18 protein-coding genes are annotated in these 26,619 nt (G+C 60.2%); 15 read left to right on the top strand and 3 right to left on the bottom strand.

Translation table 11 applies throughout. The features are described from left to right. The first annotated feature begins 644 nt into the window (after window positions 1-644). The 5 genes from AC0YKC_RS00090 to AC0YKC_RS00070 all read left to right on the top strand — a co-directional run bounded on the left by AC0YKC_RS00090 (window position 645) and on the right by AC0YKC_RS00070 (window position 8,004). On the top strand, window positions 645-1,964 hold the full coding sequence (locus tag AC0YKC_RS00090) for a glycosyltransferase (protein WP_488509017.1): 1,320 nt from the start codon (window positions 645-647) through the stop codon (window positions 1,962-1,964). Next, complete coding sequence (locus tag AC0YKC_RS00085) at window positions 1,943-2,872, top strand: hypothetical protein (RefSeq protein WP_488509016.1); 930 nt, start codon at window positions 1,943-1,945, stop codon at window positions 2,870-2,872. The genes AC0YKC_RS00090 and AC0YKC_RS00085 overlap by 22 nt, the downstream gene beginning before the upstream one ends. 184 nt (window positions 2,873-3,056) lie before the next feature. After that, window positions 3,057-4,439 (top strand): O-antigen ligase family protein, encoded by a 1,383-nt coding sequence (locus AC0YKC_RS00080; RefSeq protein WP_488509014.1) that lies wholly within the window; start codon window positions 3,057-3,059, stop codon window positions 4,437-4,439. Window positions 4,440-4,472: 33 nt separating this feature from the next. Beyond that, window positions 4,473-6,377, top strand: a complete 1,905-nt coding sequence (locus AC0YKC_RS00075) for a Wzz/FepE/Etk N-terminal domain-containing protein (RefSeq protein ID WP_488509013.1) — start codon at window positions 4,473-4,475, stop codon at window positions 6,375-6,377. Window positions 6,378-6,474: 97 nt separating this feature from the next. Beyond that, complete coding sequence (locus AC0YKC_RS00070) at window positions 6,475-8,004, top strand: hypothetical protein (RefSeq protein ID WP_488509011.1); 1,530 nt, start codon at window positions 6,475-6,477, stop codon at window positions 8,002-8,004. Window positions 8,005-8,489: 485 nt separating this feature from the next. Here AC0YKC_RS00070 and AC0YKC_RS00065 read toward each other — a convergent pair whose 3' ends face one another. Beyond that, the gene (locus tag AC0YKC_RS00065) at window positions 8,490-9,935 is read right to left on the bottom strand and encodes a calcium-binding protein (protein WP_488509010.1); all 1,446 of its coding nucleotides are present in this window, start codon (window positions 9,933-9,935) and stop codon (window positions 8,490-8,492) included. A 997-nt stretch (window positions 9,936-10,932) separates the two neighbouring features. Between AC0YKC_RS00065 and AC0YKC_RS00060 the strand changes: the two genes are divergently transcribed. Continuing rightward, window positions 10,933-12,774, top strand: a complete 1,842-nt coding sequence (locus tag AC0YKC_RS00060; protein WP_488509008.1) for a lipopolysaccharide biosynthesis protein — start codon at window positions 10,933-10,935, stop codon at window positions 12,772-12,774. Window positions 12,775-13,108: 334 nt separating this feature from the next. Here the strand turns inward: AC0YKC_RS00060 and AC0YKC_RS00055 are convergent, their stop codons facing one another. Further along, window positions 13,109-13,801, bottom strand: coding sequence for a helix-turn-helix transcriptional regulator (locus AC0YKC_RS00055; protein WP_488509006.1), 693 nt, complete (start codon window positions 13,799-13,801; stop codon window positions 13,109-13,111). Between the two features lie 256 nt (window positions 13,802-14,057). Here AC0YKC_RS00055 and AC0YKC_RS00050 point away from each other — a divergent pair, with 256 nt between their 5' ends. Then, window positions 14,058-15,779, top strand: a complete 1,722-nt coding sequence (locus tag AC0YKC_RS00050) for a PAS domain S-box protein (RefSeq protein ID WP_488509004.1) — start codon at window positions 14,058-14,060, stop codon at window positions 15,777-15,779. Window positions 15,780-15,791: 12 nt separating this feature from the next. Here AC0YKC_RS00050 and AC0YKC_RS00045 read toward each other — a convergent pair whose 3' ends face one another. Further along, window positions 15,792-16,454 carry a LuxR C-terminal-related transcriptional regulator gene (locus AC0YKC_RS00045; protein WP_488509002.1) on the bottom strand — a complete coding sequence of 221 codons (663 nt, stop codon included), beginning with the start codon at window positions 16,452-16,454 and terminating at the stop codon, window positions 15,792-15,794. Between the two features lie 455 nt (window positions 16,455-16,909). Between AC0YKC_RS00045 and AC0YKC_RS00040 the strand changes: the two genes are divergently transcribed. From AC0YKC_RS00040 to AC0YKC_RS00005, 8 genes are all read left to right on the top strand, one after another. Further along, complete coding sequence (locus AC0YKC_RS00040) at window positions 16,910-17,632, top strand: nucleotidyltransferase family protein (RefSeq protein ID WP_488509000.1); 723 nt, start codon at window positions 16,910-16,912, stop codon at window positions 17,630-17,632. 43 nt (window positions 17,633-17,675) lie between these two features. Then, window positions 17,676-18,812, top strand: coding sequence for a DegT/DnrJ/EryC1/StrS family aminotransferase (locus AC0YKC_RS00035; RefSeq protein ID WP_488508998.1), 1,137 nt, complete (start codon window positions 17,676-17,678; stop codon window positions 18,810-18,812). Then, on the top strand, window positions 18,809-19,519 hold the full coding sequence (locus AC0YKC_RS00030) for a sugar transferase (RefSeq protein WP_488508996.1): 711 nt from the start codon (window positions 18,809-18,811) through the stop codon (window positions 19,517-19,519). Before AC0YKC_RS00035 ends, AC0YKC_RS00030 begins: the two co-directional genes overlap by 4 nt. 22 nt (window positions 19,520-19,541) lie before the next feature. Then, entirely contained in the window at window positions 19,542-20,546 is a 1,005-nt protein-coding gene (locus AC0YKC_RS00025; RefSeq protein ID WP_488508994.1) for an SDR family NAD(P)-dependent oxidoreductase, read from the top strand. A 203-nt stretch (window positions 20,547-20,749) separates the two neighbouring features. After that, complete coding sequence (locus AC0YKC_RS00020; RefSeq protein WP_488508992.1) at window positions 20,750-22,012, top strand: polysaccharide biosynthesis/export family protein; 1,263 nt, start codon at window positions 20,750-20,752, stop codon at window positions 22,010-22,012. A 361-nt stretch (window positions 22,013-22,373) separates the two neighbouring features. Next, window positions 22,374-24,125: a type I secretion system permease/ATPase gene (locus AC0YKC_RS00015; protein WP_488508990.1), complete on the top strand. Its 1,752-nt coding sequence runs from the start codon at window positions 22,374-22,376 to the stop codon at window positions 24,123-24,125. Between the two features lie 11 nt (window positions 24,126-24,136). Beyond that, complete coding sequence (locus AC0YKC_RS00010) at window positions 24,137-25,498, top strand: HlyD family type I secretion periplasmic adaptor subunit (protein ID WP_488508988.1); 1,362 nt, start codon at window positions 24,137-24,139, stop codon at window positions 25,496-25,498. 307 nt (window positions 25,499-25,805) lie between these two features. Further along, entirely contained in the window at window positions 25,806-26,078 is a 273-nt protein-coding gene (locus tag AC0YKC_RS00005; RefSeq protein WP_488508986.1) for a hypothetical protein, read from the top strand. The last annotated feature ends 541 nt before the right edge of the window (window positions 26,079-26,619 follow it).

Here is a 26,619-nt window from a genome sequence, read left to right as displayed (position 1 = left end):
CGTCTACCAGAACGCCAGCAACGTGATCAAAGTCGGCCAACCTAGCGGGGTGTTTCGTTCGCAGCCTCTCGCAGGAACGCGAGGTATTCAAAGCTCTCTGTGGCGTTGCCCGTCAGTTCCAACAGCCGGACGCCGTCCTCCATGTATGATTCTTCGGCGCTCTCGCGAAGCAGCCGCGTCTGCAGGGCAAAGGCTGGAAGCCTTGCCCCTTAGCGGCCCGGCGGTTCCGCATTGGGGTGCGTTGGGTCGAGCCACCGGGCCTAACCGGCGGTTTCAGTCCAGCCGGCTGACTCCAGATATATGATCATCGTCTAATGTTTCATCCTGCGAATGGCTGAAGGCCGTCTCTGGCGTGCCCTAATGCGTAAGCGCCGGCGAATCCTCTCCTGCGAATGCACGAAGACGCGCGGAAAGCGTTGTGTTTAGTTTTCAAGACCCGCTCCAGCCGCTCGTGATCGCCAAAGTAGAGCTGATGCCATCTCGACACGATATTTAAATGACTGCGAACTCTAGCAACGCGAAGGATAACATGAACGCAGTCTTTCAATACGGCGGAAAGGGAACGCGCTTACGGCCGCTTACATCTATTTTACCTCTGCCCAAACCGCTGACGCCTCGACGAGCCGTTCCTGGGAGGTGGACAGATGCCGAATGCACATAGAACGGACCGGCTGTATGACGATCGTGGGCAGGGGCTTCACCTGCTTCATGACGATCCGAATAGGACGCCTATGGCGGAACGCGGCCCCCTCCAGCCCCATCTGCTCTATATCGGAGGCGAAGACCATCATCTTCGTATTCCGGCAATGTCCCTCCTGCGCGATCACGGCTTTCGCGTAACCGCGGCTGGAACGGGCGACCCCGCCCCGTTTGCGCGAGCAGGCATCGACTATCGGCGCTTCCATTTCAACCGTTTCGTAAGTCCGCTGGCCGATTGGGCCGCTGTCAAGAGCATTTCGAAGATCCTTGTCGAGGTGCAGCCCGATCTCGCACAGAGCTTCGACACCAAACCTTCCGTATTTCTTCCTTTGGCTGCGCGAAGCACGCCTGGCGTATCGGTCATCCGCACAATCAACGGACGGGCTTTCCTTTATTCCTCGCGATCTCCCACGGCTTTGGCGTTGCGTCCAGTCTATCGCGCGCTCCATAAAATCGCGGCCCGCTCCGTCGCGGCCACCGTTTTCGAAATTGGTGACGATCTAGCATTCTTCGAGCGCCACGGGCTGGCAGGGAAGAAGCCCGTGCTGATTCCTGGCTCTGGCGTCGATGTCGATGGTTTCGATCGAGCATTGAAGTCGGGGCCTTCGCCAACCCAGCTTCGCAAGGAGCTTGGACTCGGCGACGCCGAAGTCGTGATCACCGTGACGCGGATGACTAGGCAGAAAGGAATTCCGGCACTGCTCAAAGCGGCTGCCAGGGTACACGAAGTGCGTCCGGATGTACGCTTCCTGCTTGTCGGGCCGCGCGAATCCGAAGGGCCGCTTGCGGTGACGCAAGCGGAGATCGAGCGGCATGCGCCCTATGTGCAAGCGACAGGACCGAGATCCGACATCCCATCACTGCTCGCGCTTGCCAGCGTGTTCGCATTTCCGACCGAGTATCGGGAAGGCGTGCCACGGGTAATTCTCGAGGCAGCACTCGCCGGTGTGCCGATCGTGACCACCACCATGCCCGGCTGCGCCGAGGTCATTCGCGACGGGTGGAACGGCCTCCTGGTTTCGCCCGGAGCGCCCCACATGTTGGCTGCAAAAATTCTCGAGTTGCTCGGCAATCGAGAGAAGGGGCGAGTCATGGCCGGTCGCGCGGCCGAGCGCGTCAGAAAGGAATTCTCCCTCGAACACGTCGTCGCTTGTCAGGCCGCTGTCTACAGGGACCTCATTGATAGCTCGGGCGGGACTCGGTTCAAGGATGACAAAAACACGCGCGAGCAACGAGGTCGTACATGCGACGCGCCACAGCGATGAGCGCACAGGCCGTGCATCTCCTGCGGCCTGCGAAGGTCGCTCAACTGGCCGCGAGCATATTGCTCCTGCAAAGCCTAGTGTTTGTTGCGCCGGCCCGCGCAGAGCCTGGAACCACTCTGCATTTCGCTTCCAACGGCAACTTCGACTCGAACGGAAATTATCTTCCCGGCGCCGCTGGTTTCAATCTGGCGGACGTCAATAGCGTCACTCAGCTCAACTCGTTGCCGGACGGCGTCAGGGGCCTCGTGTGGGTCGGCCAGTGCAATGGCGTCGATAGCACGTTCCTCAACACCGCTCGGCCGTACATCGGCAACGCCAAGCTGTTCGGCTTCTATCTGATGGATGACCCAGACCCTACGGGTCTGGAGCGCCGTCGCTGCACAGCTGACAATCTGAAGATCGAGTCCGACTGGATTCATGCCAACGTGCCCGGCGCGAAAACATTCATCCTCCTTATGACCACGACTTCGTCCAGGAGGCCGTCGTTCACGGGCGCCTACAACCCCACCAACTCACACGTAGACCTATTCGGTATCGACCCTTATCCCTGCCGAACGGAGTTGGCGGGTTGTGACTACAACGAGATCGATCTCTATATCGCCGCGGCAGAGTCCGCGGACGTGCCACGCGATAGGATGGTCCCGGTCTATCAAACCTTCGGCGGCGGCAACTGGGTCGATGACGGCGGCGGTCAGTACACTCTGCCGACTGTCGGTCAGTTAGAGCAAATTATGGCCCGTTGGGACGCGCTCATACCAACGCCCGTGTTCGACTACGCCTATAGCTGGGGATCGCAAAATGCAGACGCGGCCCTCGGCAGTTCGCCGGATTTGCAGGCGGTGTTCTCGCGCCGCGATGAAAGCGCGATGAATGTCGGATCGGATCGGGCGAGGGCACTCAAATGGTGACCGCTCTGCGGAGGCGCAACCGGGAACCGTGTCTCGCCGGCTATGAGCCTGGAGGCTGCCCAAGGGAGGTGACGGACAGGCGATTTGGGACATTGTCCGCTGCCCGGCGATCCGCAAAGAGCTTTCAGGTCGCGGCTCTCAACCGCCGGCTGAAGGACGGACCTTCGGATTGGGACATGCGCCGATGATACCCGACGTGTTGTTCGCGCTCGGGCTACTGCTGACACCTGCGTCGCAATTGCGCCTCGCGGGCTTTCCGGTGGGACCGGGCGAAATTTGTCTTGTCGTCTGGATAGTTCTCGTACTCGGCCGCGAGGCGACTCGCCTTGGCTCGTCCCCTACGCCGGCTCTTTCGCGACTACTTATCTTTTGGTCGCTTTTTACCATTGCGCAAAGCCTCGGTACGCTGACAGCAGCGTTGATCGGCGACCGGCACGATCCCGAGTGGTTCATACACGATGTTATGGCCTATCCTCTTTTGGCCGCCGTAAGCTGCCTGAGCCTGATCGGACCACATGCGGGGGCTCGCTTGCGTCGCGTCGCCTGGCTTCTCTGCACGCTCGGCACCCCGGTTGTCGCCGCGCAGGTCGCTGACGCCTGGGGACTGTTCGATATCTCGTCGGTCGATCCTTGGTGGTGGGATCAAGTCCGCGGCTGGTCATCGAACCCCCATCAGCTTGCCGTGCTTTGTATGGTGCTTGGCATTCTGTCGCTTCATCTCGCCGAAACCGCCACCCGACTCGGCACGAGGATCGCCGCCCTCGCCTGCGCTATCGTCCCCGTCTACACGGGCCGGCTTACGGGCAGCGATTCATTCAGTCTCATTCTTGTGGCCGCGGGCCCGATCTTCATTGCATTCAAATTCCGGGCTTGGCTGGTCTCACGTGCACCGCAGGTCAGTTTTCGCTCCGCGTTCGCCTGGATGATCGTGCTGGCTTTACCGCTGATCGTAGTTTCGGTGGTCCCGCTGGCTTACTCGATTGCCGTCGAGGCTCAGGGCCTCGCCAATTCGATGGAACGGGAAAAACCGGAGCAAACGGAGGAGAAGACCTCGCTGCGATTTGAGCTATGGGGGCAGGCGATCCAGCGGGGTGTCGGATCGGGGATGCTGGGTTTAGGTCCTGGGCCGCACCTCGAAATACCCCATTCCATCGTGTCCCAGAGGAACTTGGAGACAGAACAGCCAGACTTTGTCGAACACCCCACACTCAATTTTGCGCCGAACTTCGAGGCGCACAACACATTTCTCGATCTTTTCACTCAGGGCGGGCTGATCATCCTTTTGAGCTACATCTGGATCGTGGCAACTGCTTTCTGGTTCGCCTACCGGACTGGGCAAGCGGGGCTGCCGACGCTGCTCTGCGGTCTCTGCATATACTCGATCGCTACCTTCATCCTCCGGCACCCGATCTTTTGGTTTGTGATCGCACTCTGCCTGGTCGCGGAGCCTGGACGGACGGATCGAGTGCGGTCCGCCACTGGAGGCAAGGCCCTGAGCGGCATTCTTCCGCGCTCTCCGCTCCGGATCGGATATGCCACGAGCAAACTGGGCATCAGGTCGAGCTAATTGCGGAGACGGACCGCTGGCATGGAGGTACGGATGCATTTGATGGACAGGACGGGCGGCGAGACATGGCCCAAGGCCGGGCGACGGACCACGGCGCGCAGTCGCACCACCGACCTTGTGCCATTTGAACCTGATTTCGAGAACGAGCGGCCAGACAATCACGCAACGACATTTCCCGAATCAGGCTTCCAGCAGGTGATCGGGATCCTGCGTCGAAGGAGCAAACCTATTCTCACGGTCGCGGCGGTAGGAATGATACTGGCTGGGGTCGCCGGTCTACTCATCACACCCAAATATACCGCAACCGCGCAAGTCCTTGTTCGGGCTGCTACTCCCCTCAGCCCTGAAGCGGTCCAGCAGACCGTCGACACTCAGTTGACGATGCTGACCTCTCCCGTCCACTTGCAGCGCGTCCTTGACAGCCTGCGGAAAGAGACAGGCTTCCCAGGAGCGGCATCCGAACCCGAAGCGAATTCGGCCGCCACCGTGCAGGCTCCCGCCGTGCCAAGCACGACCGAAGCCGGGCCACTGAGCTTGAAAGAACTCAAGCGGCGGCTGGATGTCTGGATTGGGGCGCTTACCGGGCACCAACGGGACGGAACAGGGCTCACACTCGACGATCTCCAGCGTCGCCTACAAGTCCTGCAGGAGCGCCGCTCACGCGTGATCGACGTCAGCTTCGAGTGGACGAGCCCTGAGAAGGCTGCCGAAATCGTCAACCGGACCGTGGAGCTCTATGTTCAGAACAGCATCGAGCAGCAGCGGGCCTACAGCACCAACGAAATAGCTCGACTCGAAGAACGGATTTCGGCTGTCAGGGGCGAGATCGAGCGAGATAACGCGGCCCTCCAGGCAGGCCAACCAGGATCCGGTGCAAGCCGGATCGTCGGCGGCATGGTACAAGAGGCTGCTCCAGATCCGCGCGAGCTCGTGCGTTCGGCCGCCGTCAGCGCGCAGATTTATGAAAGTCTTATACAACGACAGAAGGATATCCGCGAACAAGACCAGCTGGTAGACCCGGAAGCAAGCATCCTCTCGCTTGCGTCTCCGCCGTCCCGGCCGAGCTCTCCGAATCCGATCCTGTTCGTGCTCCCTGCCTTGATCGCCTCTTTGATCTGCGCGAGTTTGCTGGCTCTCGCCCTGGAACGGCTTGACAGAGGCCTGCGAAGCGAGCGCGAAATTACCGATGCGCTTGGCCTCCCGTGCATCGGCCTTGTACCGCGGATCCCCCGCAGACATCTGTTTCATCTCGGCAAGTATCTCCAGCTAAAGCCGTTTTCCCCTTACGCGAGCGCATTATGGTCGGTGGTCGCGACGCTGCGGATGACAGAGCCCGGCAACGCAAAGGTGGTTTTGATCAGCTCCAGCGTTCCTGGGGAAGGGAAAACCAGGTTCGCCCAGAGCCTAGCTGCCTACATTGGTTTTTTTGGGCGTAGCGTGCTCTTGGTAGGTCTCGATTTTCGGAAAGGCTCGCGAGTTGGCGAGTTCAACGACAGACAAATCGTAGAATTGGCCCTGCAAAGCCGACCGCCGGTGGAGCTCATCCGGCATATCGCGGAGGCTGGGTTCGACTATCTCCCGATGTCCGGCTACCGCCTCGATCCCTTGACCGCCACCGAACAGATGGCGGACCTCGTCCGTCAGCTTCGCGAACGTTACGATTATGTGATTATTGACGGTCCGTCTGTCCTTGGTGCTGTGGAGGCTCGGTTGCTTCCTTCGATTGCCGACAGATTGCTCCTGGTCGTGAAATGGGGGAGCACGAGGCGCAAGGTGGCTCAGAACGCGTTGGATCTGCTTCGTAAGTCCGGCGGTCTCAACAAGGAGCATAGCGATCTTGCGATGGCCGTCGCGACACAGGTCGATCTCAAGAGGCACGCTCGATATCGCTATGGTGATGCGGGCGAGTACTCGTCGGGAACGGGACGGAGCAGATAGCGACCAGGCGAGGCCACAATCGCAATACCTTCATCGTCAATCCGAAGGATGAGGAGCCTTCGAAACCCGCAATTGCCCAGGCGTAAGGGCCAGAAAGATGAAACACGACGCTCTACACAAGACAGACGTGATCTGCCGCTCGGGCGCGGAGAACGCGATCCTACCTCTGATACTGATGGTCCTGAATGACTTTCACCAGCAGAACATTTCCTATTGTTCCTGGAAAAGCAGCAAAAGGGTCTCTCGCGGCTTGGCGGGCGATGGAGATCTCGATCTACTAGTCGCGAAACGGGACCTGCACCGAGCCCAAGCAATTCTCCTTCAGCGAGGCCTCAAACTTTTTCCTTGCGTGGCGTACCGTGACCATCCTTCGATGGTTAGTTTCCTGGGGTATGACGAACCGAGTGGCCGACTCGTTCATCTTCATTTGCACTTCCGATTGGTCGCGGGCAACAGTCTCCTCAAGAACTACTTTCTACCATGGCAAGAAGCAATTTTGGCGCGGGCTATTGTTCACCCAACGCTGCCGATCCGTATATTGGATCCGGTGGACGAGGCATTGCTGTTGATCGTACGCAGTTGCCTTGAATTGAGGCGCTCAGATCCTGTCCTGCTTCGCCACTGGCAGGCTGAAACGCGCAAGTTCGCGCTCGATCGGATGGACCTTGCCGCCCGCGATGATCGCTCAGCGCTCACCAGCCGAGCCGCTGAGCTTCTGGGCGATGACATGGCGGAGATGATTGTCGCTGCGATCTATGGCAAACCTGCGCCGGTGGATCAGCGACGCCTCCGGCGGCGCATCAAAAGGCATTTCCGTCCTCATCGCGCCTACAACGCATTTGAGGCGGCGCTGCGGAGCCTGGGGCGCGCTGTCCATTGGGTCGGTGGCAGCTTGAACAAGCGTTTTGTCTGGGCGCCCCGGCCGTGGAGCCGCCGAGCGCCGGGCGGCGGCCACGTGGTGGCTGTGATCGGCGTTGATGGCAGCGGGAAGTCCACCATCGTCGCGACAATCCGGGAGTGGCTCGGCCAGGAGACTGATGCCGTGCCGATCTACTTCGGCACCGGAGCCGGACGGCCGTCTTTCGCACTATGGCCGTTCAAGCTGATCGTACCCTTGATCACCCCCTTGGTTAGGACCAAACCCAAAGGCGCATCGCACGGCATGATCTCGGATCGGCCTCCAGGCCCGCTCTACAGTATGTTGCTGATGATCTGGGCCACAGCCGTTGCCGTCGATAAGCGCATCAAGCTGTCGGCGGCGCATCGCGGAGCCAATCGGGGGCTGGTGGTCATTACCGATCGATACCCGCAGAATGAGATCGATGGCTTCAACGAAGGTCCGCTGATGCCGCGTCTGACTGGGGTGCCGCCATGGTTACGCCGATTCGAGGCAACTGCATATTCCCTTGCCCATCGCCTTCCGCCAGATCTCGTCATTAAGCTGATTGTCCCACCGGAGATTTGCGCGAAGCGCGAGCCAGACATGGATCCTGCTGTGATAACGAGCCGTATCGAGGCGATTCCCCGGTTGGGGTTCCCGGGAGCGCACCTGGTTTCCATCGACGCCCAACAACCTTTGGCAGAAGTTATTCGCGCGGTGAAAAAAGAGGTTTGGCGGATACTTTAGCCTGGTCCTGAGAGACGTACGCGAAAGTGATCGGCGTGGCGTCCTTGCCCCTTTGGGCGCTGTAGGCGCTATCCGCAAAGGCGCAGGTCACGAACGACTGCGGCTGAGGATGGCGAAATCATCGGCAAGGAACGCTTCGCCGCGTTGCGTTGGGCATGTCAACCTCCGAGAGCGGCGGGCTTGTGATCCTCCCCTGCCGCGTGTCGCAATTGGGTCGCCTGCTCCCGCTTATGTGTCGTTTCCCCTCACCTTCCCGCTCTTCGATCGCCGCCTTCGGTCACGACTCGATCAGCCGCGTCACGTGCAGGTGGACAACGCGTCGAACCACCGTTCGAGGAGGTCCGACGCGGGATGTCGAAGTATGTCGACAGATCGGCGTCTGCCACATCGGTATGGCCCGTGCGTTTTCTCACCTATAACGAAACGAAACAGGACACCTGATGCGAGCAGACGCCGAGGCCCTGAGCTCAGACTCCTACGAAGATTCACGCAACAACGAACGAAGATGCCGTGAGCGAGAGATGGGGGGCAAGGGTAGCGAACTGCACCTGATGAGCGCTGCCGGTGCCGTCGACGTCGAACGATAGCGCTCCGGTCGAGCTGTTGTAGATGATGTGGTCGGTGCTGTCATGGGCGCCCTTCCCAATGTGGAAGGCACCGGCTGGCAAGGCGCCCGGCTGAAGCCCCGTGAAGATGGTGTGGTCGAGCTGTATCTTGTCCTGGGCGACCGTGAAGTCGGTGATCTTGGCGACATTTCCGGCCTTGAGGGAGGAATTGAAGTCGAAAACGTCCTTGCCGCCATTCCCAGTCAGGATGTCGGTGCAACCGCCGCCGTTGATGATGTTGGCGCCGGCATTGCCCTGAATAGTCTGGGCGAATTCGTTACCGGTCAGGTTGATTGGCGTCGAGCCGGAGGGATTCGTGGTGGCCAGCAGTTCGATCTCCGAGCCGGGCAAAAGAGCATAGCTCACCGAGGCGAGCACCTTGTCCGTGCCGCCGCCGATCGCCTCAATCACCCGATCACCGCTGTTGTCGACATAGTAGGTGTCGTTGCCGGCGCCGCCGATCAGCGCGTCGGCGCCGGTTGTTCCGTGGAGCACGTCGTCGCCGGGAGTGCCATAAAAGGTGGAACCGCTTGTCGACGTTGAACCGCCCGTCGAAGTCGATCCACCCGTTGAAGTCGAAGCTTGGGTGTTATGCTGGAGGAAGACGGCTTGCAGCGCCGGATCGCTTCCAAGCCCGGTATCCCCTTGCTGGGAGCCCCATGAATAGGCATAGTCGAATGCAGGCGAAGACACCAGCTTGGACCAATGGTCCATCATGGTCTGCTCCTGGGTCGGGGTAGGCATAACGTACTGGCCGTCGGTGTCGGTCGTCCATGTGCCGCCGCCAAACGCTTGAAAGACCGGAACGATCTGGCTGGCGGGGATACCCGACGCCTCGGCTGCTGCAACCGTTCTGTCGATCATATTGTAGTCGATCGAGGTCGTACCCGTACGCACCGGATAGGGGTCGATCCCGTAATAGTCGATATGCGTGTTGGCGGGATTATAGGTATTCGAGAAGTCCGGACTCGCAGAAGACCCCATATTCATCATCGTGATGAAGGTCTTCGCACCTGGCACATTGGAATGAATCCAGTCGGATTCGGCCATCAGATTCGCGGCGGATGCATAGGTGCCCCATTTGCCAGTAGGATCCGGCTCGTCGGCAAGGTAGAAGCCATACAAATTCGGATTACCGATGTAGGGCGTGACCTGCTGGATAAACGAGGAGGTTGTTCCGCCGACTTGGTTAAGCCAGACTAGGCCCTTCATGCCGGCCGGCAGCGCATTCAGTTGATCGACGGATTGGACATCGACCAGATTGAATCCTGCGGTTGCAACATCGGTGCCTAGTCCACCGGATCCGGACGTATAGTGGAGTGTCATCCCCTTTTTCCTCGGCTGATTCGACCAGCCCCCTTGGGCGTACCTAGCCGACGCATACATTAGCGACAAGTAACATACGACTGATCCCTGTTCAGAATTGGTGATCGCCCAAAGCGAGACCCGCGGCGCGATGGAACTTGCCTCGTGTCTACGATCAGGATTGCGACGGCGACCTTTGGGAGAATGCAGGCAGCCGGGCGCGCACCCGGCACAGCTTCATTCAAACGGACGAGGACAATGGGCAAGCATGCCCCTAGCGTGAACCGGTTGGACATCAGGCGGGGGCGCTGCAAACCGGCAATGAACGGAAATCAAGTTGCGCTTGAGGTGCCTCGCACTCTCCGGAGAGGCGAGATGAACCTCCATCTGGTTTGCGTAGGAGGTGAGGACCACCGCCTGCGTAGCCTGGTCCGCAGCGTCCGCGAGTTCATCGGCATGGGAGAGGAGCGCTCTTGGAAACTGCCCGCTTCGCCAGCCTGCATTCTCACCCAGGTTAATTCTCAAACGGCACACCAGTTACCGACTCGGGGATGGTGGCGACCTCCTGTTGAAGGAGTTGAACCGATCAACTCGATCTCCGGATTGAACTGGTATGATCATTGAACTTTTCGGACCGGCAGGGTCTGGCAAAACAACCTTCGCGAACGCTCTTGCGAAAGATTTGTGCGACCGTGGGTACGCAGCCAAGGTCATCCGATGCTACCAGCCCCGCAATAGAGGCGAAGGATGGGACCGCCTCGGTATATTCTCAATAACTTACCGAATATCGTCAGCCATTTTCACCACAATTCTAGCGCTTCTTTCTTCATTTTGGCGAAACGGTGATGTTGCGACGGCCAACAGACTCGTTGGAACAATCCTTCCAAAAAGCCTTATACAGCAATTTCGTATCTGGCAGTATATAGTTCGCCTGTCACGCTGCTGGACACTCGCGGAGAAATCGACAAATATAATCATATTCGACCAAGGCTTCGTGCAGGCGGTCGGATCTCTGGCAATGTTCAACCCCGCCGCAGATGACAATCTGATCGCGCGAGCGCTCGAATCCGCGCCCCGGGCCGAACTCGTGGTTTGGATGGCAGTCCCGCGCGATGTCGTGGAGGCGCGGCTCCAAGCAAGAATGATGCACGAACCGGCCGCGGAGCGCTTCTTTGAAGTAGACGTCGCCGGCAACATGCGGGTTTTCCATGCCTTGGAGAAGATTGGCAACATGCTGCCGGGCACGCTGAGAAGCTGCGTCTCGGTTCGGGCAGTCGACGAACAGTCCACCGCTAGCGACCTTTATCGAGTGGAACAGGAAATCCTGACGCGACTATCGCGAACCGGCATTTCTTTTATCGACAACACGCGCGGTGGCGGGTTGGCGGCCCCAAGACAGGCGAACGACGAGAGCAATCTCCTCGAAAGACAGCCGCTCGAATGCCATGCGGCCGACGAGGTTACCCATAATCCGCCACTCGGGGGGACCGCAGGCCGATCATCCGCTGTCGTGTTTCCCGAGCGTCACGACGTGGGCCGACGTCTGTTGCACGCGAGCATGTTCGCCCTTCTGGTCTATATCGGTGGCGCGGGGCTCACCAGCATGGCCCAGTTTGGAATTGCACGGATGGTCGGCGCGACCAGCTACGGGATCTATTCCTATGCGCTGGCCTGGAGCACTGTTCTCGCCACAATCTCGACCCTCGGCTTCAATGTGTCGCTGTTGCGCTTCGTGCCCGCATACAGAGCCGCGGGACGCCTGGACCTAGCCCGTGGGTTTATCAATTTCGCGGTGTGCTGGTCGCTGTCGGCGGCCTTGTTGGCCGGGCTGGCCGGGGCAGCACTCATCATCCTTCTTCCATCCCAGCAACTCGCTCAGGAATTCCAGATGGCTATGCTGCTGGCCATGGCCGCCGTGCCGATGATCACCGCCTATGCGCTCGGGGCAACCTTGGTCCGAGCCTTTGGGGGAGTGGTGTCCGCTCTCTTGCCCGAGCGTGTGGCGCGCGACGGATTGCTGCTTGCGCTGCTGGGCGGCGCGGCGTTCTCGGGTCAATGGACCCTTAACGCGCAGCTCGCGATGATGGCCGTCGTAACAAGCTCAGCCGTTACAGCGGGCCTTGTGTTCCTCACAGCAATGAAGCTTCGGCCGGTCGCCTTGCGCAACACCGAGGCGAGCTACACCGGACGCCTGTGGTGGTCGGCGATTCCTCCGACCGTACTGATCACCGGGCTGGATGTCTTCATAAGCCGAACAGGAGTGATGCTTCTTGGTTGGGCCGACAAGGTCCGCGAGGCCGGGATTTTTGCTCTTGGCGTCAACGTTGCGCTGCTGGTCGGCCTTTCAAGCGTCGCGGTCAGCACGATGTTTTCGCCAACCGCAGCGGACCTTCATGCTCGCCAGGATCATCCAAGCCTGCAGCGGTTGTTTTCCAGAGCTGCAGTCTTGAGCTTCAGCGGAGCGCTTGCATTGGCCGTGCCACTGCTCCTGGTCATCGACCCTCTTCTGGGCTGGTTCGGTAAGGATTTCGCCGCTGGCGCGCCTATCGCGCGAATCCTGATCATAGGTTACCTCTGCAGCGCCTTCTGCGGACCTCAGTTGAATCTTCTCACAATGACCGGGCATGAATGGGCCGCCGCCGCGACGATGGTCAGCGGCGCGGTGGCCAACGTCGCCGCTTGTACCGTCGGCATTGCGCTCGATGGCTCGATTGGAGCGGCGGTGGGTTTCACGCTCACACTGGTCGTGTGGAACATGGCAATGGCCGTCTACATCCGCAGGCGACTGAACATCGTCCCCGGTCTGATCTTTGCCGCCTCGACCCTCAGGACGCGGCAACTCAAGGCTCGTTGGGGGTAGCGGCACCTCTCCAGTCGTGGAGTTCGCCGCAATGATATCAATTGGTCAGCGGGCTCCGTGTTCCGCGATTTCCGTCGGTAACCCAGGTCGAAGAGATGGCAAATGCCGATGCCGCACGGGCTGCGGACCACAGGTTCTGATTGCCTTGCTCTTAGTCTAGCGCTGAACGCTCTGCGGCAAAGCGATGTCGAATGCGGCTATTGGAAGAGCGGCCGGCGCCTTCGACGCCGGGCAGCCACCGGCCGATATCATCCGTTCGCCAGGCTGCGATCTGGCGGCTGCTTTGATCTGATGGTGTATCATCCGGCACGATCGCCGGATGAAAGGCATGCCCTCACGGCAGGACCGAAATGCGCCCGAGAAGAGCCACCAGTTCCGCTTGACGCTTCGTTTCGGTCTTGGCGAACAAGGATGCAAGTTGGGAGCGGATCGTCGTGCGGCTGAGGTGCCAGCTCCGTGCGATTTCCAAAGGCGCGTCACCTTGAGCCAAGCGCAACGCAAGGTGCGTCTCGGCACTCGTCAAGCCGAACATGCGCTGGAGCGTCTGAGGGTTGGCCGCAGTCCTGTTTTCGCGATCCAGCAATGCCACGATGCAAGTTCCATCATGTGCGACCACACCTATTTCATTGAGCACCACCGGGGTGTCGCAATGGTTCCGGATCACGACCCATGAGAGTGAGCCTGGCAGGAAATGCACCGGTACGTTTGCAACCAACCGCCTGAGCCCGGTCAAAAGCGCGCCCGCCGTGTCGGCCGCATCGCCCTGTCGTTCGATCGTGGCCCGAGCGGCCGCGTTCCAATCGATCACCTTCCTCTCGCCGTTCAGCACCAGGTAGCCGCACCCGATGCGCTCGAGCATACCGGTGATGGACTCCAGACTCCGACGTTTCGCCCCGCCGGCCGGCTCACCGGATCTGTCCGTGGCGCGTGTTGGATGTGTCGTCTGGGATTGCCGCGCATATGCGTTTTTCAGCACGATGTACCGTCCGCCGGCAACCGCGTCGGTGTGCCTTCCAATCAGTGCCATTTTTGTACCCCGCCCTACCTGTACGCCACTCCGCAATTACTTGCGGTTACTATGTTTGTTTGATCCAGATGAATTGCCCTGACTTGAATTTCGATCTGTCTGGTATGTCTGCGACAGGGTCGTGGCCGGTCGCAACTCACGTGATTCTATTCGCCGGCTAAGGCATGGCAATCCCACGGCGGTATTAAACCACCCCCGAACGGCCTAGTCTCGACGAACTAGTCCTAAGGTTGTAGTCTGTTGCATGGGCTCATATTTGCGCTGGCTGAATTCGACGGTGCCGGGGACACCGCTAGCTCACGTAGCTTCCGCAGTGATTCTGGCAGTTTCAATAGTATTCGAAGCAACCAATTCTATACATGTCGGGCAAGACGGAGCTTTTATCTCGTTCATTCCCGCGATTATCATCATCGTATACCTCGAAGGTCGGTCGGCCGCGATCGCCGCGACGCTTGTGATGGCGGCGACAGGGCTTTGGGCCCGGCAAGCACTGAATTCCCAGATTTCCTACGAGGATTTGACCCGCGCCATCCTGCTCCTGGTCTCGGGCGGGGTAATTGCGACGATATTCCACCGCTTGCGAACCGAGCTGAGTGAAGCACTCGGGATTGCTGAGGCGAGGCTGGCGGCCGTGCAGGAAACGGAGAGCCGCTATCGATGGGCTTTCGAGCGGGCCGCCATGGGCTTTGCAAGCAGCAATCGACGCGGCGAGTTGCTGCAAGCGAACGAACGCCTGTGCGAGTTGACAGGTTACGAGACGTTGGAACTTGCCCAGTTGCAGATTGAGGAACTCATTCACCCTGATGACCGGGACGAGGTGCAGGGGTTTCTGAGAGATCTTGGTAGCGACGCCGATGCATTCGGTGCAGAGGTTCGCCTGTTGCGCAAAGATGGCAAGACATTCTGGGCCCGCCTGACTCTTTCTTCGTCTCCGCATGATGAAGTTTTCGCCGACAGCGTGTTCATTGTGATCGACGACATTTCGGAGCGACGAACTGCACGCGAGGCCCTGCGGGCGCAGAAGGAATGGCTGGACCTCGCCTTGTCCGCCGGGCGCATGGGCATCTGGCGAATGGATTTCAAAGAACGGACAATCAATGGCTCGGGCAAGTTCTGGGACATTCTCGGTCTGCCTCCAGTTCCCACCCGTCGCCTGGAGGAGCTGTCGGCTGTCGTCGATCCTGCTGACTGGCCAAAACTTGCCGCCTCCTCAACGACGACGAATTACGACATCGAGATTCGCGTCCGGCGGCGGGATGGGCATGTGCGCTGGATTGCTCTGCGCGGGCGCAAGGAAAAATACAATGATCGTTCGCTATACATCGGGGTGGCTGCCGACCTTACCGAGCGCCGGCAAACCACTCTCTTACGTGCGGCTGCGAAGAAGCGCGAACGCACCATGCGCGAAGACCGCCATCGCTTCAGCAATCTGTTTCCTGTGATCACCGCCCTGGTGAAGATGATCAATGTTCCCGACAACGATATTGCCAAATACAAGGAGATGCTGATCGACCGGATCAGAGCTCTGGAGGCGACGCATCTGCTTCTCTCGCGCCACTCAGGCACTTCCGGGGTGCTTCATGATCTCGTCACTCAAGAGCTTCAGCCGTTTGCAGAAACAAGAGACGTAAAAATCGTCGGGCCATCGTTGGCAATGTCTTCTGGGGCTGCCGAGAGCTTCGCGATGATCCTCCACGAGTTGACGACCAATTCGGTGAAGCACGGCGCGCTAGGCAGTGCCGAGGGCCGTATCGAAATAACGTGGGGGTTCGCGTCAGCCGACCCGGGTAGCGACGTGGTGTTCGATTGGGTGGAATCGGGGCAACGTCAGCTCGCAAGCGTCATACGCCACGGTTTCGGTTCCATGATTATCGGTGTGGACGGGGCGCCGCTGGTCGGTCATTCGCCGAAATTGGAGATATCGGAGCGCGGGTTCCGATATTCGTTGCGGCTGTCGCGGAAAGAAATCGAGCTCTAGCCTTCGTTATTCTCAAGCCAACCTTTGCAGCAAAACGGCCGCCTCGGTCCGGTTTCGCACCCCAAGTTCGCGCATGATGGCTGCAGCGTGGATTTTCGTCGTCGCCTCGGCAATCTCCAATTTGCGGGCAATTTCTTTGTTCGAGTGTCCCTCCGCCATCAGCCTCAGAACTTCTTTCTGGCGCGCCGTCAGCCGGGCAAGATTCCCAACGCCGACACGCCGCCTGACCGAGAATCCCTCCGTCGGCATAGGCGGGTGTTGTGCCGGCCCACCGGACATGCGCGACAGAAGTGCCGGAACGTAGATTCTGCCCTCGAGCATTTCGTTCACAGCCTGCACGACTTCTTCGTCCTTTTGTGACTTTACGATGTAGCCATGCAGCCCGATCGACAGGGCTTTGAGTATCTCGGCGCGTGAATCATCGGCAGAAACGATCGCGAAGTGCGTGTGGGGATAGGCGGACATGACATCGCCGAGAATCTCCTGGTCGAAAAGGCCAGGCATGTTCAGGTCAAGGATCGCAAGATCGATTGATGCCTGCTGCTCCAAAAGGCTGATAACGGCGTCGAAACACCCTGCGTCGAATATCTCGGCGCCCGGAATGCCCGCCGTCAGTGCCAACCGTAGGCCGCGGCGATACAACCCGTGATCGTCGGCGATGACGATCCGATACATTTTTCTACCCCAACGCTTATCGACGGGCATACAGCTACCAGCCCGCCGCACCCATCCTGAGATGCGCCAACCGTGACGAGCTTATCCATGGCCGATCACTAGCCGTCGTATCTCAGCGAAATCCGCGCGCCCCTCACCCGCAAACCTCACATCCCTAATATAGTCTTAACTCCAAGCCGTTGTCTAACAAATCCTAACAAATCACTGTGAGGCGCCAGACGCTGCCGCAGCCCGCATCCTCACAACCCGTGGATGCTGGCAACGCTGAATCACTACCATTCGAATGCACGACGACAACCATTCGAATGCACGACGACACTCATTTGGAGTGACCATAACATCGGTGACGCGCTCTTCGGATGGGCTCGGGAAGCGGGTCTGCGGATACATTCTCTAGCCGGCTTGCAGCGACGAGTTGCCGCCCGACGCATGGCGGATGAAATTTGGAGGTTGGGATGAAAGCGGTGATTCAATGCGGTGGAATGGGAACGCGCCTCCGGCCCTTCACCTCGGTCTTGCCGAAGCCGCTCATGCCGATCGGTGCGCGCCCGGTCCTGGAGTTGCTCCTCAAGTGGTTGCGACGCAACGGCATTGAAGACGTCTATGTCACGACCGGATATCTAGGGCATCTGATCCGCAGCGTCTGCGGCGATGGCTCGCAGTGGAATCTGAGGATTCAGTATACCCAGGAAACGGAGCCGCTCGGGACCATCGGCCCGCTCTCCTTGATCAGGGATGAATTGACCGAGACATTTCTCGTGCTGAACGGCGATGTCCTTACCGACCTGAGCCTCAGTCGATTCATAGCGGCTCACCGCATGCACAAGGACCCGGTGACAATCGCCACCGCCTGCCGCGTGATCAAGATGGATTTCGGTGTCATCGACGAAGTGAATAACGCCGTTCAGGTCTTCCGCGAGAAGCCGACGCTGTCCCATCTCGTCAGCATGGGGATTTATTGCATGGATCCGAGCGTCCTGCGGTTCATCCCCTCCGGCGTGCCGTTCGGGTTTGACGACCTGATGCTGCAGATGATGCAGGCCGGCACGATCGTGCACGTCTACAAACACGAAGGTCTCTGGCTCGACATCGGGCGGGTCGACGACTTCCAGAATGCGCAGTCGATCTCGTGGGAAGAGATGTCGGCTTCGATAGAAGTCGCCGCCGCGGCCGCGTGAAAAACGGTCGTCAGAGCGACACACGACGACCCCGGAGGTCACGATGCTGCTGGTAAGTGCTCCGATTCTAGGCGTACCGGAGAAGGCTGCGCTATCGAAGGTGATTGATAGCGGTTGGCTGACAATGGGAGAGCGGGTGCGAGCCTTCGAGGAGGCTTTTGCGGATATCCATGGCGCGGAGGATTGCGTTGCGGTCAACTCTTGCACTGCTGCGCTGCATCTGATCCTGCACGCGCTCGGGATCGGCCCTGGCGACGAAGTGCTGGTTCCGTCCCTGACCTTCGTAGCGACCGCAAATGCGGTCCTGTATGTCGGTGCGACGCCTGTTTTTGTCGACATCGAGTCGATCGATGTGCCGCTGATGTCGCTCGCGGACGCCGATGCCAGATGTACGTCGCGCACCAAGGCGATCATTCTCGTTCATTTTGCAGGCTATCTCGCCAATCGTGAGCAATGGCAAAGGTTCGCTCGCGCTCAGGGATTGCACATCATTGAGGACGCTGCTCATGCTCCCGGCTTGAAGGAGGTTGGGACATTCGGTGCCGCCGCCGCATTCAGCTTCTATGGCAACAAGAACATCACCACGGGCGAAGGGGGGGCCGTCATTGCCCGCGACCCAGATCTGCGCGAGAAAATCCGTCTGGCCCGCGGGCATGGGATGACCTCGGGAACGCACCAGCGGTTGAACAGCCGCACGCCGCAGTACGACGTGACGATGCTCGGGTTCAACTATCGCATGGACGAGATGAGAGCGGCGATCGGCCTGGTCCAGCTTCAGAACCTGCAGGAGTGGAACGAGATAAGGCGTATCCTGACGGTGTTGTACCGTCGCCTCATCGCGAACTATTGCCCGACTGTGACAGTCCCGTTCATCGAACCACGAACGTCCGCCTACCATATCATGCCAATCCTTCTGCCGCGCTTTGCCAGGCGGCAACATGTAATCGACGAACTGCGAGCTCAGGGAATACAGACCACCATCCACTACCCTCCCCTGCATTGGATGACACTCTATCGCGAGCGTTTCCCCGACATCCACCTGCCGCTCACGGAAGACTTTGCCCAGCGCGAACTCACGGTTCCATTGCATCCCCAGATCACTTCTTCCGCGGTCGAGGCCGTCGTGGCTGCCCTGGCAAGCTCACTCGACAGCTCCAGCCAAGCAGGAACAGCGGCATGAACGCTTCGGACCTTTCGCTGCATCGATATTTCAGTCCCTGCCCTAGCCACGGGTTCACAAGGCGGTCAATCGATCTCGCCGTGGCTACGATGGCGGGTGCAATGTTGGCACCGCTAATGCTGGTGATCGCCGTCGCCTTGATGCTGGAAAGCGGCTGGCCCTTCCTGTTTGTTCAGACCCGCGTCGGGGCAAGCGGCCGGCCATTCCGCATGTACAAGTTCCGGAAATTCGCCGTGCGGTGCAGCCCGGGCGGCGTTCCGCTGACCGTCGCCGGCGACAGCCGCATGACGGTGATAGGAAAGCTGCTCGCCACCACCAAGTTCGATGAACTGCCGCAATTGTGGAATGTCCTGAAGGGCGACATGGCGATTGTCGGGCCGCGACCCGAGAGCCTTGCCTTTGCCGATTGTTTCCTTGGGGGCTTCGAGGCTTTGCTGCAATACAGGCCTGGCTTGCTTGGTCCAACGCAGGCCCTCTTCAGGCACGAAGCCCATCTCTATCCGCACAACCTGGATCCGGTGCTGTTTTATCGAGAAATCCTGTTTCCTGCCAAGGCGAGGATCGATCTCGCCTACTATCCGGAGCGCTCGATCGCCTCGGACATCGTTTGGATGTTTCGTTCCCTGCGGGCGGTCCTTCATCCGGCACCGCGGGGCGGTGGGAACTTCGTAGTCGCACGCCGCAATATCCAGAGGCAGGACCGCTAGGTCGGAGAGGAAAGGCCTGGCTATGGCTTACGCGGGCAAGAAAGTCCTGGTCACCGGTGCCGATGGATTTATCGGGTCGCACCTCACAGAGGCATTGGTTCGCAACGGCGCCGATGTTACCGCGCTGGCTCTTTACAATTCCTTTGATAGCCATGGCTGGCTGGACGACCTCCCGGAAAGCGTTCGAAACCAGTTGAAGCTGGTCCGCGGCGACGTTCGCGACAGCGCGTTGCTCAACCGGATTACACGCGGCCAGGCCATCGTGTTTCATTTGGCAGCTCTGATAGCCATTCCATACTCATATGCCGCCGCGCAATCCTATGTGGAGACCAACATTCTGGGCACGGTCAATGTGCTCGAGGCCGCGCGCCATTGGGAGACGGAGCGCGTGGTGCAAACGTCCACGAGCGAAGTTTACGGTACGGCCCTGACCATGCCGATCAGCGAGACCCACCCTCTGCAAGGACAGTCGCCTTACTCTGCGTCCAAGATCGGGGCCGACATGATGGCAGAGTCCTATGCCAGGTCCTTCGATGTCCCCGTCGTCATCATGCGACCTTTCAATACTTATGGCCCGCGCCAGAGTGAACGCGCGATCGTGCCGACCATCATACGGCAGGCCCTTGATCCAGATTGTCCGGCGATAATGGTCGGAGACACAAGCCCGATCCGCGATCTCACCTTTGTCGAAGACACGGCGTCGGCATTCCTGACCGCCGGCACAGCCGAGCTCGAATTTGGTCGTCCCTACAACGCTGGCAGCCAGCGCGCCTCGACCATTGCCGAGGTGCTCGATCTGGTGCTCGAGTTGAGTGGTTCGAAAAAACCTGTCCGTCGCGACGAAAGTCGCTTGCGGCCGCAGAATTCGGAGGTCCGAGCGCTGCTCGCGGACTGCTCGCGCTTCGCAGGCGAAACCGGATGGCGAGCGCGGACCAGTCTGCGCGATGGACTCGAGCGGACCATCGAGTGGTGGCGGGCACGCCTTACCGAAGGCCGCGTACGCCGCCAAAAGGACTACATGATATGACGCGCCTTCTCCAGCGAGCTCTGGCGCTGGTGGTGATAGCCGGGGCGTGTCTTTGGCGCTGCGCGCAGCCGAGAGACCCGACACCGGCGCGGCGGCGGTCTGGTGGAGCAGTTGGGGGGTGCCAGGCGGTCCGATCCACGATTTCGTCGCCCGCCTCGATTGGCCGCGGGCGGCGTCTTCCAACCAAACGGAGGTTGCCGCAAATGGTGCCCATTAGCCGAATTGCTCTCACCTTAGCCGCCGCGCTCTGCGCCACGCGCGCGGCCGTCGCGGCGGACATCCCTGGGCCCTACCAACTTTCCCCCGGCGATACGGTTGAAATCGGGGTTGCCACGCTTCCCGAACGTACGCAGCGCGCGATGGTCCAGATGGACGGCAGCATCGCGATTCCCGAAGTCGGCCTGATCATGGTCGGCGGCCTGACATCGGCCCAGTTGCAGACACGCATGGAAGCGATCTTGCCGAGCAAGGTCTTCCATATGCGGCTGAACGACGGCCAGGAGCAGGTGATCGTCATAAAGCCAAGCGACGTCACCGCGGTCATAGCCGAGTACCGGCCGATCTATGTGACGGGCGATGTGCTCACGCCGGGGCAACAGGCTTACCGACCGCTTATGACGGTTCGGCAGGCGATAGCTGTTTCCGGCGGGTTCAGCGTCTTGCGGTCGCGGACAATTCAGGCCGGCCCCGATCCCGTCGATCTTCGGCGCGACTATGAATCCCTCTGGGGAGAATACACGAAGGCTTACTTTCACGGCGCCCGGGTCCGGGCCGAACTGGACGACAAGGAAAGCTTCGACACCCAGCAGCCGCAAGGCTCGCCCTTGCCGGACAGCGTTGGCGCGGCCATCGCCCAAGCCGAGGGGGCGGCGCTCAAGATCGCGCTCGACGACTATCATCAGGAGCAACAGTTCCTTGATAAGGCTGAGAAGGACGCCGTCGCCGAAGTCGCCGTGCTTGCCAAGCGCCAGGAGGTCGAGGCCGAGGGGGTGAAGGCGGATGAGGAGGACCTGGCACGGGTGACCAAGCTTTACGAAGCAGGCAATTTGACCAACAACAGATTGTCCGACGTCCGGCGCGCCCTGCTCCTGTCGTCAAGCGGAGCCCTTCAAACGTCGGTCGAGCTGATGCGGACACGCCACCAGCAGGATGATTACGCGCGGCAGCGCGAGCACAGCGACAACCAAAGAAAGATCGACCTGTTGACCGAGCTGAAGGACACCGATGCTTCGTTGGCCGAACTCACTTCGAAGCTTCACGCTGCCAGCCAGAAGTTGCAGTCGACCGGAGCATCCGCGCAACCCCTGCCGATCGCTGGTGAAACAATCCAGGCTCAAGTGACGATCATCCGCAGAGTCGGCGCTGAATGGCAAAAGCTGGCTGTCGACGAAGACGCCGCCGTGGCGCCTGGCGACACGGTAGAGGTCCGGTTCACGAGCGAGCTTCAAAGCACTGCCATTCAATGACGAGGCGCGGTTCAGCCGACAGAAGATTTCAAGTGATGCGCGCCGTGTGACGCGCGCCCGCGTCGCCACATCCATCACGGTTCGTCGTATCGACTCGACCCGGAACCTCCTTCGGCTCCTATCCCTCTCCGCCGCAAAATTCCGTTCGTGCGACACTCTATCCCCAACTTGATGGGCTGGTTTCGGACCCATCGAGAGCGGCGTCACGATTTTGCTGCATTTTGCAAAGAGGGACGCACATTAGCGGGGATGAATGTTCGACAGGAGGGGGAGCAAGACTGCTCCAGGAAGGTTCCAACTTGTCCATCATCGTCAGAGCCGGTGAGCTCACGCAGCGATCTAGCGTGAGAGATCGCAGATCATGAAGCCAACAGAAAGGCTGGCGCCCGATCTGCGCACCGCGATGTTGAACTGCCTACCTGGTCTGCTCGGTGTCGGCCTGTTCTCGGCGGTCATAAACATCCTCTCGCTGACCGGCTCCATCTATATGCTTCAGGTCTACGATCGCGTTTTGCCGTCGCAGAGCGTTCCGACACTTGTCGGATTCACGATCGGCATGCTCGGTCTCTACGCCGTGTACGGCCTGCTCGATTTCGTGCGGCTTCGGCTGCTGGTTCGAACAGGCAGCCGCCTTCACCGAAATCTGCAGCCCAAGGTCTTTGCCCTCTCGCTTTCCCTGCCGCTGATCAAAGGTCAGGACGCGAGCCGTGTGCAGCCGCTTCGCGATCTCGATCAATTGCGCGGCTTTCTTTCCGGGCTGGGACCCACGGTCGTCTTCGACGCTCCCTGGATGCCGTTCTACCTGGTCGTCATCTATTTGCTGCATCCTTCCCTCGGCATGCTGGCAACGGTCGGTGCGCTCCTCGTCGTGCTATTGACGGTGGTCGCCGAAATCCTCGGGCGCGGACCGGCCGCTCGCGCCTCTGAAACACTTCTGGCACAACGCAGCCTTGCCGATTCTGGACGCCGCAACGCGGAGGTCGTGCGAGCCATGGGCCTTTCCAGGCGACTCGGCTGGCGGTGGAACGAGATCAGTCATGCCTATCTCACCCACCAGGAGCGGCTCTCCGATATCGTCGGCGCCACCGGCTCGCTGTCGAGGGCGCTCAGAATGGCTTTGCAGTCTTCCGTTCTAGGGCTCGGCGCCTATCTCGTGATCGGCGGCGAAGCCTCGCCCGGAGTCATCATCGCATCCTCCATACTCCTCGGCCGCTCGCTGGCGCCGGTCGACGCGGCGATCGCGAACTGGAGAGGGTTCGTGTCCTTCCGGCAGAGCTATGCTCAACTGACGGCTGCTCTGGCCGCTTTCGGTGGCCATGTCGAACCGATGGAACTGCCGGGCCCCCAGGCCATGCTTGCGGTCGAGGAGCTGACCATAGCACCGCCGGGCCAACAGAAGCCGACCGTGGTGAACGTCGGCTTCGATCTGACGCGGGGCGCGGGAATGGCCGTCATCGGCCCAAGCGGCTCTGGGAAAACCACGCTCGCGCGAGCCTTGGTCGGGGTCTGGAGCCCGCTTCGTGGCACAGTAAGACTGGATGGGGCTTCGCTCGACCAATGGAGCCCGGAGCAGCTCGGCGCCCACATCGGCTATCTGCCGCAGGACATCGAACTGTTCGATGGAACGGTTGCCGACAACATCTCGCGGTTCGGCGGCAACGGAGACCCCAAGGGTGTACTGGCTGCTGCCAGGGCCGCTGGAGCCGACAAAATGATCATGCGTCTGTCGGAAGGCTTTCAAACACGCGTGGGAGACGGAGGCGCAGCTCTGTCCGCCGGGCAGAGGCAGCTCGTGGGACTCGCCAGGGCGCTTTATGGCAATCCGTTTCTCGTCGTGCTGGACGAACCGAATTCGAACCTGGACGTGGACGGCGACGCCGCCCTGGCTGCGGCGATCCTGTCGGTGCGCCAGCGCGGGGGTATTGTCATCGTTATTGCGCATCGCCCCTCCGCCCTCGCCAACATCGATCAGGTTCTGGTGATGTCCAACGGCATGCTGCACTCCTTCGGCTCGCGCGAGGACGTGTTGGCGAACGTGATCCGATCCGTCCCACCTGGAGAGCGTCCTAGTTCGGTCGTCCCGTCACCGAAGGGCGTGAGCGGACATGCGTGAGGCTGCGCATCATGGCTGAGGCGGCAGCTTGGCAGAATAGCCTGACGGCCGGCGCGCGCGAATGGGCGGAGGCAACGAGACCACTCGACGCTTCTGACGGCATCCGCGCCAATCTGCGATTGGGTTTTGCGGTAACGGTCCTGCTGTTCGTTGGCGCAGGACTCTGGCTCGGGCTCACGAAGATCGCCGGCGCGGTGATCGCGCCGGCCACCGTGGTTGTCGAGAGCAACATCAAGAAGGTCCAGCATCAGACTGGCGGCACCATTGGCGGAATCTTCGCGCAGGACGGCGATCATGTGCGGGCCGGCGATGTGTTGGTCAGGCTGGACGATACGCTCACGCGGGCAAACCTGCAGATAATCAACGGAGATCTCGATCGCGCGAGCGTTCGGCTCGCTCGACTGGAGGCCGAGCGCCAGGGGTCGCCGGATATGAAGCTTCCAGCCTCTCTTCAGGCCGGAATGGACAATCCCGAACTGGCCGGGCTCGTCAAAGGCGAGCAAGCCCTGTTCGAAAGCCGCGCCACTGCCCTGACAGGTCAAAAGGCGCAACTGCAAAGCCGCTCGCAGCAGCTGCAAAATCAGATCGACGGGCTCAAGGCGCAGAAAGCCGCGACGGACGATTCGGTGGTCCTTCTTGACAAGGATCGGGCCGACGTCGAAGCGCTCTACTTGAAGAAGCTGGTGCCCAAGGAGCGATTGAGCAACGTCAGGTTGGAGGCGACACGGTCCCGTGGCGAGGCCGGGCGCCTCGCCGCCGCGGTTGCGGAGGCCGAAGCCAAAGTCAGCGAAACCGAGCTGCAGATCTTGCAACTGGACGAGCAAAAGCGCAGCGATGTGACGAGCGAACTCCGCGAGACTGAAGCCAAGCTGACCGAGCTCAACGAGCGCCGAGTTGTGGCGCAGGACGAGCTTACCAAGACGACCATCCGCGCCCCGCAGTCGGGGACAATACAGGAATCTTCAGTCCACACGATTGGCGGTGTGGTCGGCGCCGGGGAAGTGCTCATGATGGTCGTTCCCGATGCCGACGACCTGGTGGTGGACGCGCTGATCCCCCCATCGCGGATCGATGACGTTCGCCCCGGTCAGCCTGTCTCGATACGCTTCCCGGCTTTCGATGCCGGCACCACACCCGCCTGCCAGGGCTCCGTTCGGCGCGTTTCGGCGGACCTGATCAAGGATCCGCAGCATCAGCTCTCGTATTTCTCGGCGCGTATCAGCGTCGAAAACAAGGCGGACTGCCTGACGGAAACAAAGGTGCTCAAACCTGGGATGCCGGCCGAAGTCCACATAAGCACTGATCAGCGCAGCGTCTGGTCCTACCTGCTCAAGCCTCTAACCGATCAGATGTCCCGGGCCTTTCGCCAATAGCGTGGAGAACGCTGCAGTGATCGTCGAGCGGCCCGGCGGCCTCTACGGGGGTACTTAGTCGGCCACCGGGCCTAACCGGCGGGGCGTGGGACCTGCTGGAGGTCGCCGGCTACGGCAACTCTGCGCGCATGTCATCGGCAAGGCATCATTCGAACGAAGACGATGCTCGCGCGCCCGGCCTCACAGGATGATGACAAGACCCGGCGATCATCCGTTGGCCAATGAACCTGTCGCGCTCGGCTGTCTTCATCACAACGAAGGGCGACAAGCATAAGCCCACATGATCTGGTGAGCACAAGACGCCAATATGGAGACCAGTTTTCCCAGGGCGATTTGCGAGGTCGGATACATGCGCGGGCAGCGACAGGAAGAATTTGGCCAATCCATGCTGGCGATCCTCGAAGCTGAATACGCCGAGCGCGCCGCCAAGGCAGCCCGGTTGAAATCGCTTCGCATGCAATTCTTGATGGTGGAAGCGGGTCCGCAGGTCGCCTTTGCCGAGGAGATCGATTGCACCGTGCTGGCCGCAGCATTGAGAGAAAGTGAGCGCGTTTCCCGGCCTCTCCATTTCGACCGCTGACGTCCGCTGGGGAGCAGTTCTGGCTTTCCGCAGTTCTGGCTTTTCCATAGAGAGCAACCGACGCCACATCGCGTCGGCCATGGGCGGATTCCACCGGCCATTCGCGGCGGCGTAGAGCGCAAGAAATTCACGTGGGGTGACTGCGGCCTGAGACTTGCATCATTCGAATAGAGGGTGCGCCCTACACTGCTCCGATCTATCCCGAATATTGCGTCAATACGGAAGTACTGCACGGCAGAAACTGACGCTTCTCGCCTCGGTCAGGTCGCAACGCCCCGTGTTCGCGCATAAAGCAACTTGCCGATCTCGCAAGGATCGGATCGACGCCCAGGATCATCATTGGACGGTGATCCATCCCTTACGGATCGGGGTTCCGAATGACCAGTTCGTCTCAGATCACCACTCAATTCTCCGGCATTTCGGACACTTCGAACGATCCACCGCACAATGCGCTCGCCGTCGGTCCAAGCTACATCGTCATGGCGGAGGGGTCGCGGATCGAATGGACGAACCTGTCCGGCGGCGCGGCGAACTTGCAGTC

This window comes from Mesorhizobium sp. CNPSo 4661, from assembly GCF_057784215.1.
The sequence above is the reverse complement of the archived record's forward strand: the minus strand, read 5'-3'. Positions and strand labels throughout refer to the sequence as shown.

Excerpts from the sequence above, each read along its gene's own strand:
- AC0YKC_RS00090 (WP_488509017.1), top strand. The coding sequence starts at position 645 with ATGCCGAATGCACATAGAACGGACCGGCTGTATGACGATCGTGGGCAG.
- AC0YKC_RS00085 (WP_488509016.1), top strand. The coding sequence starts at position 1,943 with ATGCGACGCGCCACAGCGATGAGCGCACAGGCCGTGCATCTCCTGCGG.
- AC0YKC_RS00080 (WP_488509014.1), top strand. The coding sequence starts at position 3,057 with ATGATACCCGACGTGTTGTTCGCGCTCGGGCTACTGCTGACACCTGCG.
- AC0YKC_RS00075 (WP_488509013.1), top strand. The coding sequence starts at position 4,473 with ATGCATTTGATGGACAGGACGGGCGGCGAGACATGGCCCAAGGCCGGG.
- AC0YKC_RS00070 (WP_488509011.1), top strand. The coding sequence starts at position 6,475 with ATGAAACACGACGCTCTACACAAGACAGACGTGATCTGCCGCTCGGGC.
- AC0YKC_RS00065 (WP_488509010.1), bottom strand. The coding sequence starts at position 9,935 with ATGACACTCCACTATACGTCCGGATCCGGTGGACTAGGCACCGATGTT.
- AC0YKC_RS00060 (WP_488509008.1), top strand. The coding sequence starts at position 10,933 with ATGTTCAACCCCGCCGCAGATGACAATCTGATCGCGCGAGCGCTCGAA.
- AC0YKC_RS00055 (WP_488509006.1), bottom strand. The coding sequence starts at position 13,801 with ATGGCACTGATTGGAAGGCACACCGACGCGGTTGCCGGCGGACGGTAC.
- AC0YKC_RS00045 (WP_488509002.1), bottom strand. The coding sequence starts at position 16,454 with ATGTATCGGATCGTCATCGCCGACGATCACGGGTTGTATCGCCGCGGC.
- AC0YKC_RS00040 (WP_488509000.1), top strand. The coding sequence starts at position 16,910 with ATGAAAGCGGTGATTCAATGCGGTGGAATGGGAACGCGCCTCCGGCCC.
- AC0YKC_RS00035 (WP_488508998.1), top strand. The coding sequence starts at position 17,676 with ATGCTGCTGGTAAGTGCTCCGATTCTAGGCGTACCGGAGAAGGCTGCG.
- AC0YKC_RS00030 (WP_488508996.1), top strand. The coding sequence starts at position 18,809 with ATGAACGCTTCGGACCTTTCGCTGCATCGATATTTCAGTCCCTGCCCT.
- AC0YKC_RS00025 (WP_488508994.1), top strand. The coding sequence starts at position 19,542 with ATGGCTTACGCGGGCAAGAAAGTCCTGGTCACCGGTGCCGATGGATTT.
- AC0YKC_RS00020 (WP_488508992.1), top strand. The coding sequence starts at position 20,750 with ATGGTGCCCATTAGCCGAATTGCTCTCACCTTAGCCGCCGCGCTCTGC.
- AC0YKC_RS00015 (WP_488508990.1), top strand. The coding sequence starts at position 22,374 with ATGAAGCCAACAGAAAGGCTGGCGCCCGATCTGCGCACCGCGATGTTG.
- AC0YKC_RS00010 (WP_488508988.1), top strand. The coding sequence starts at position 24,137 with ATGGCTGAGGCGGCAGCTTGGCAGAATAGCCTGACGGCCGGCGCGCGC.
- AC0YKC_RS00005 (WP_488508986.1), top strand. The coding sequence starts at position 25,806 with ATGGAGACCAGTTTTCCCAGGGCGATTTGCGAGGTCGGATACATGCGC.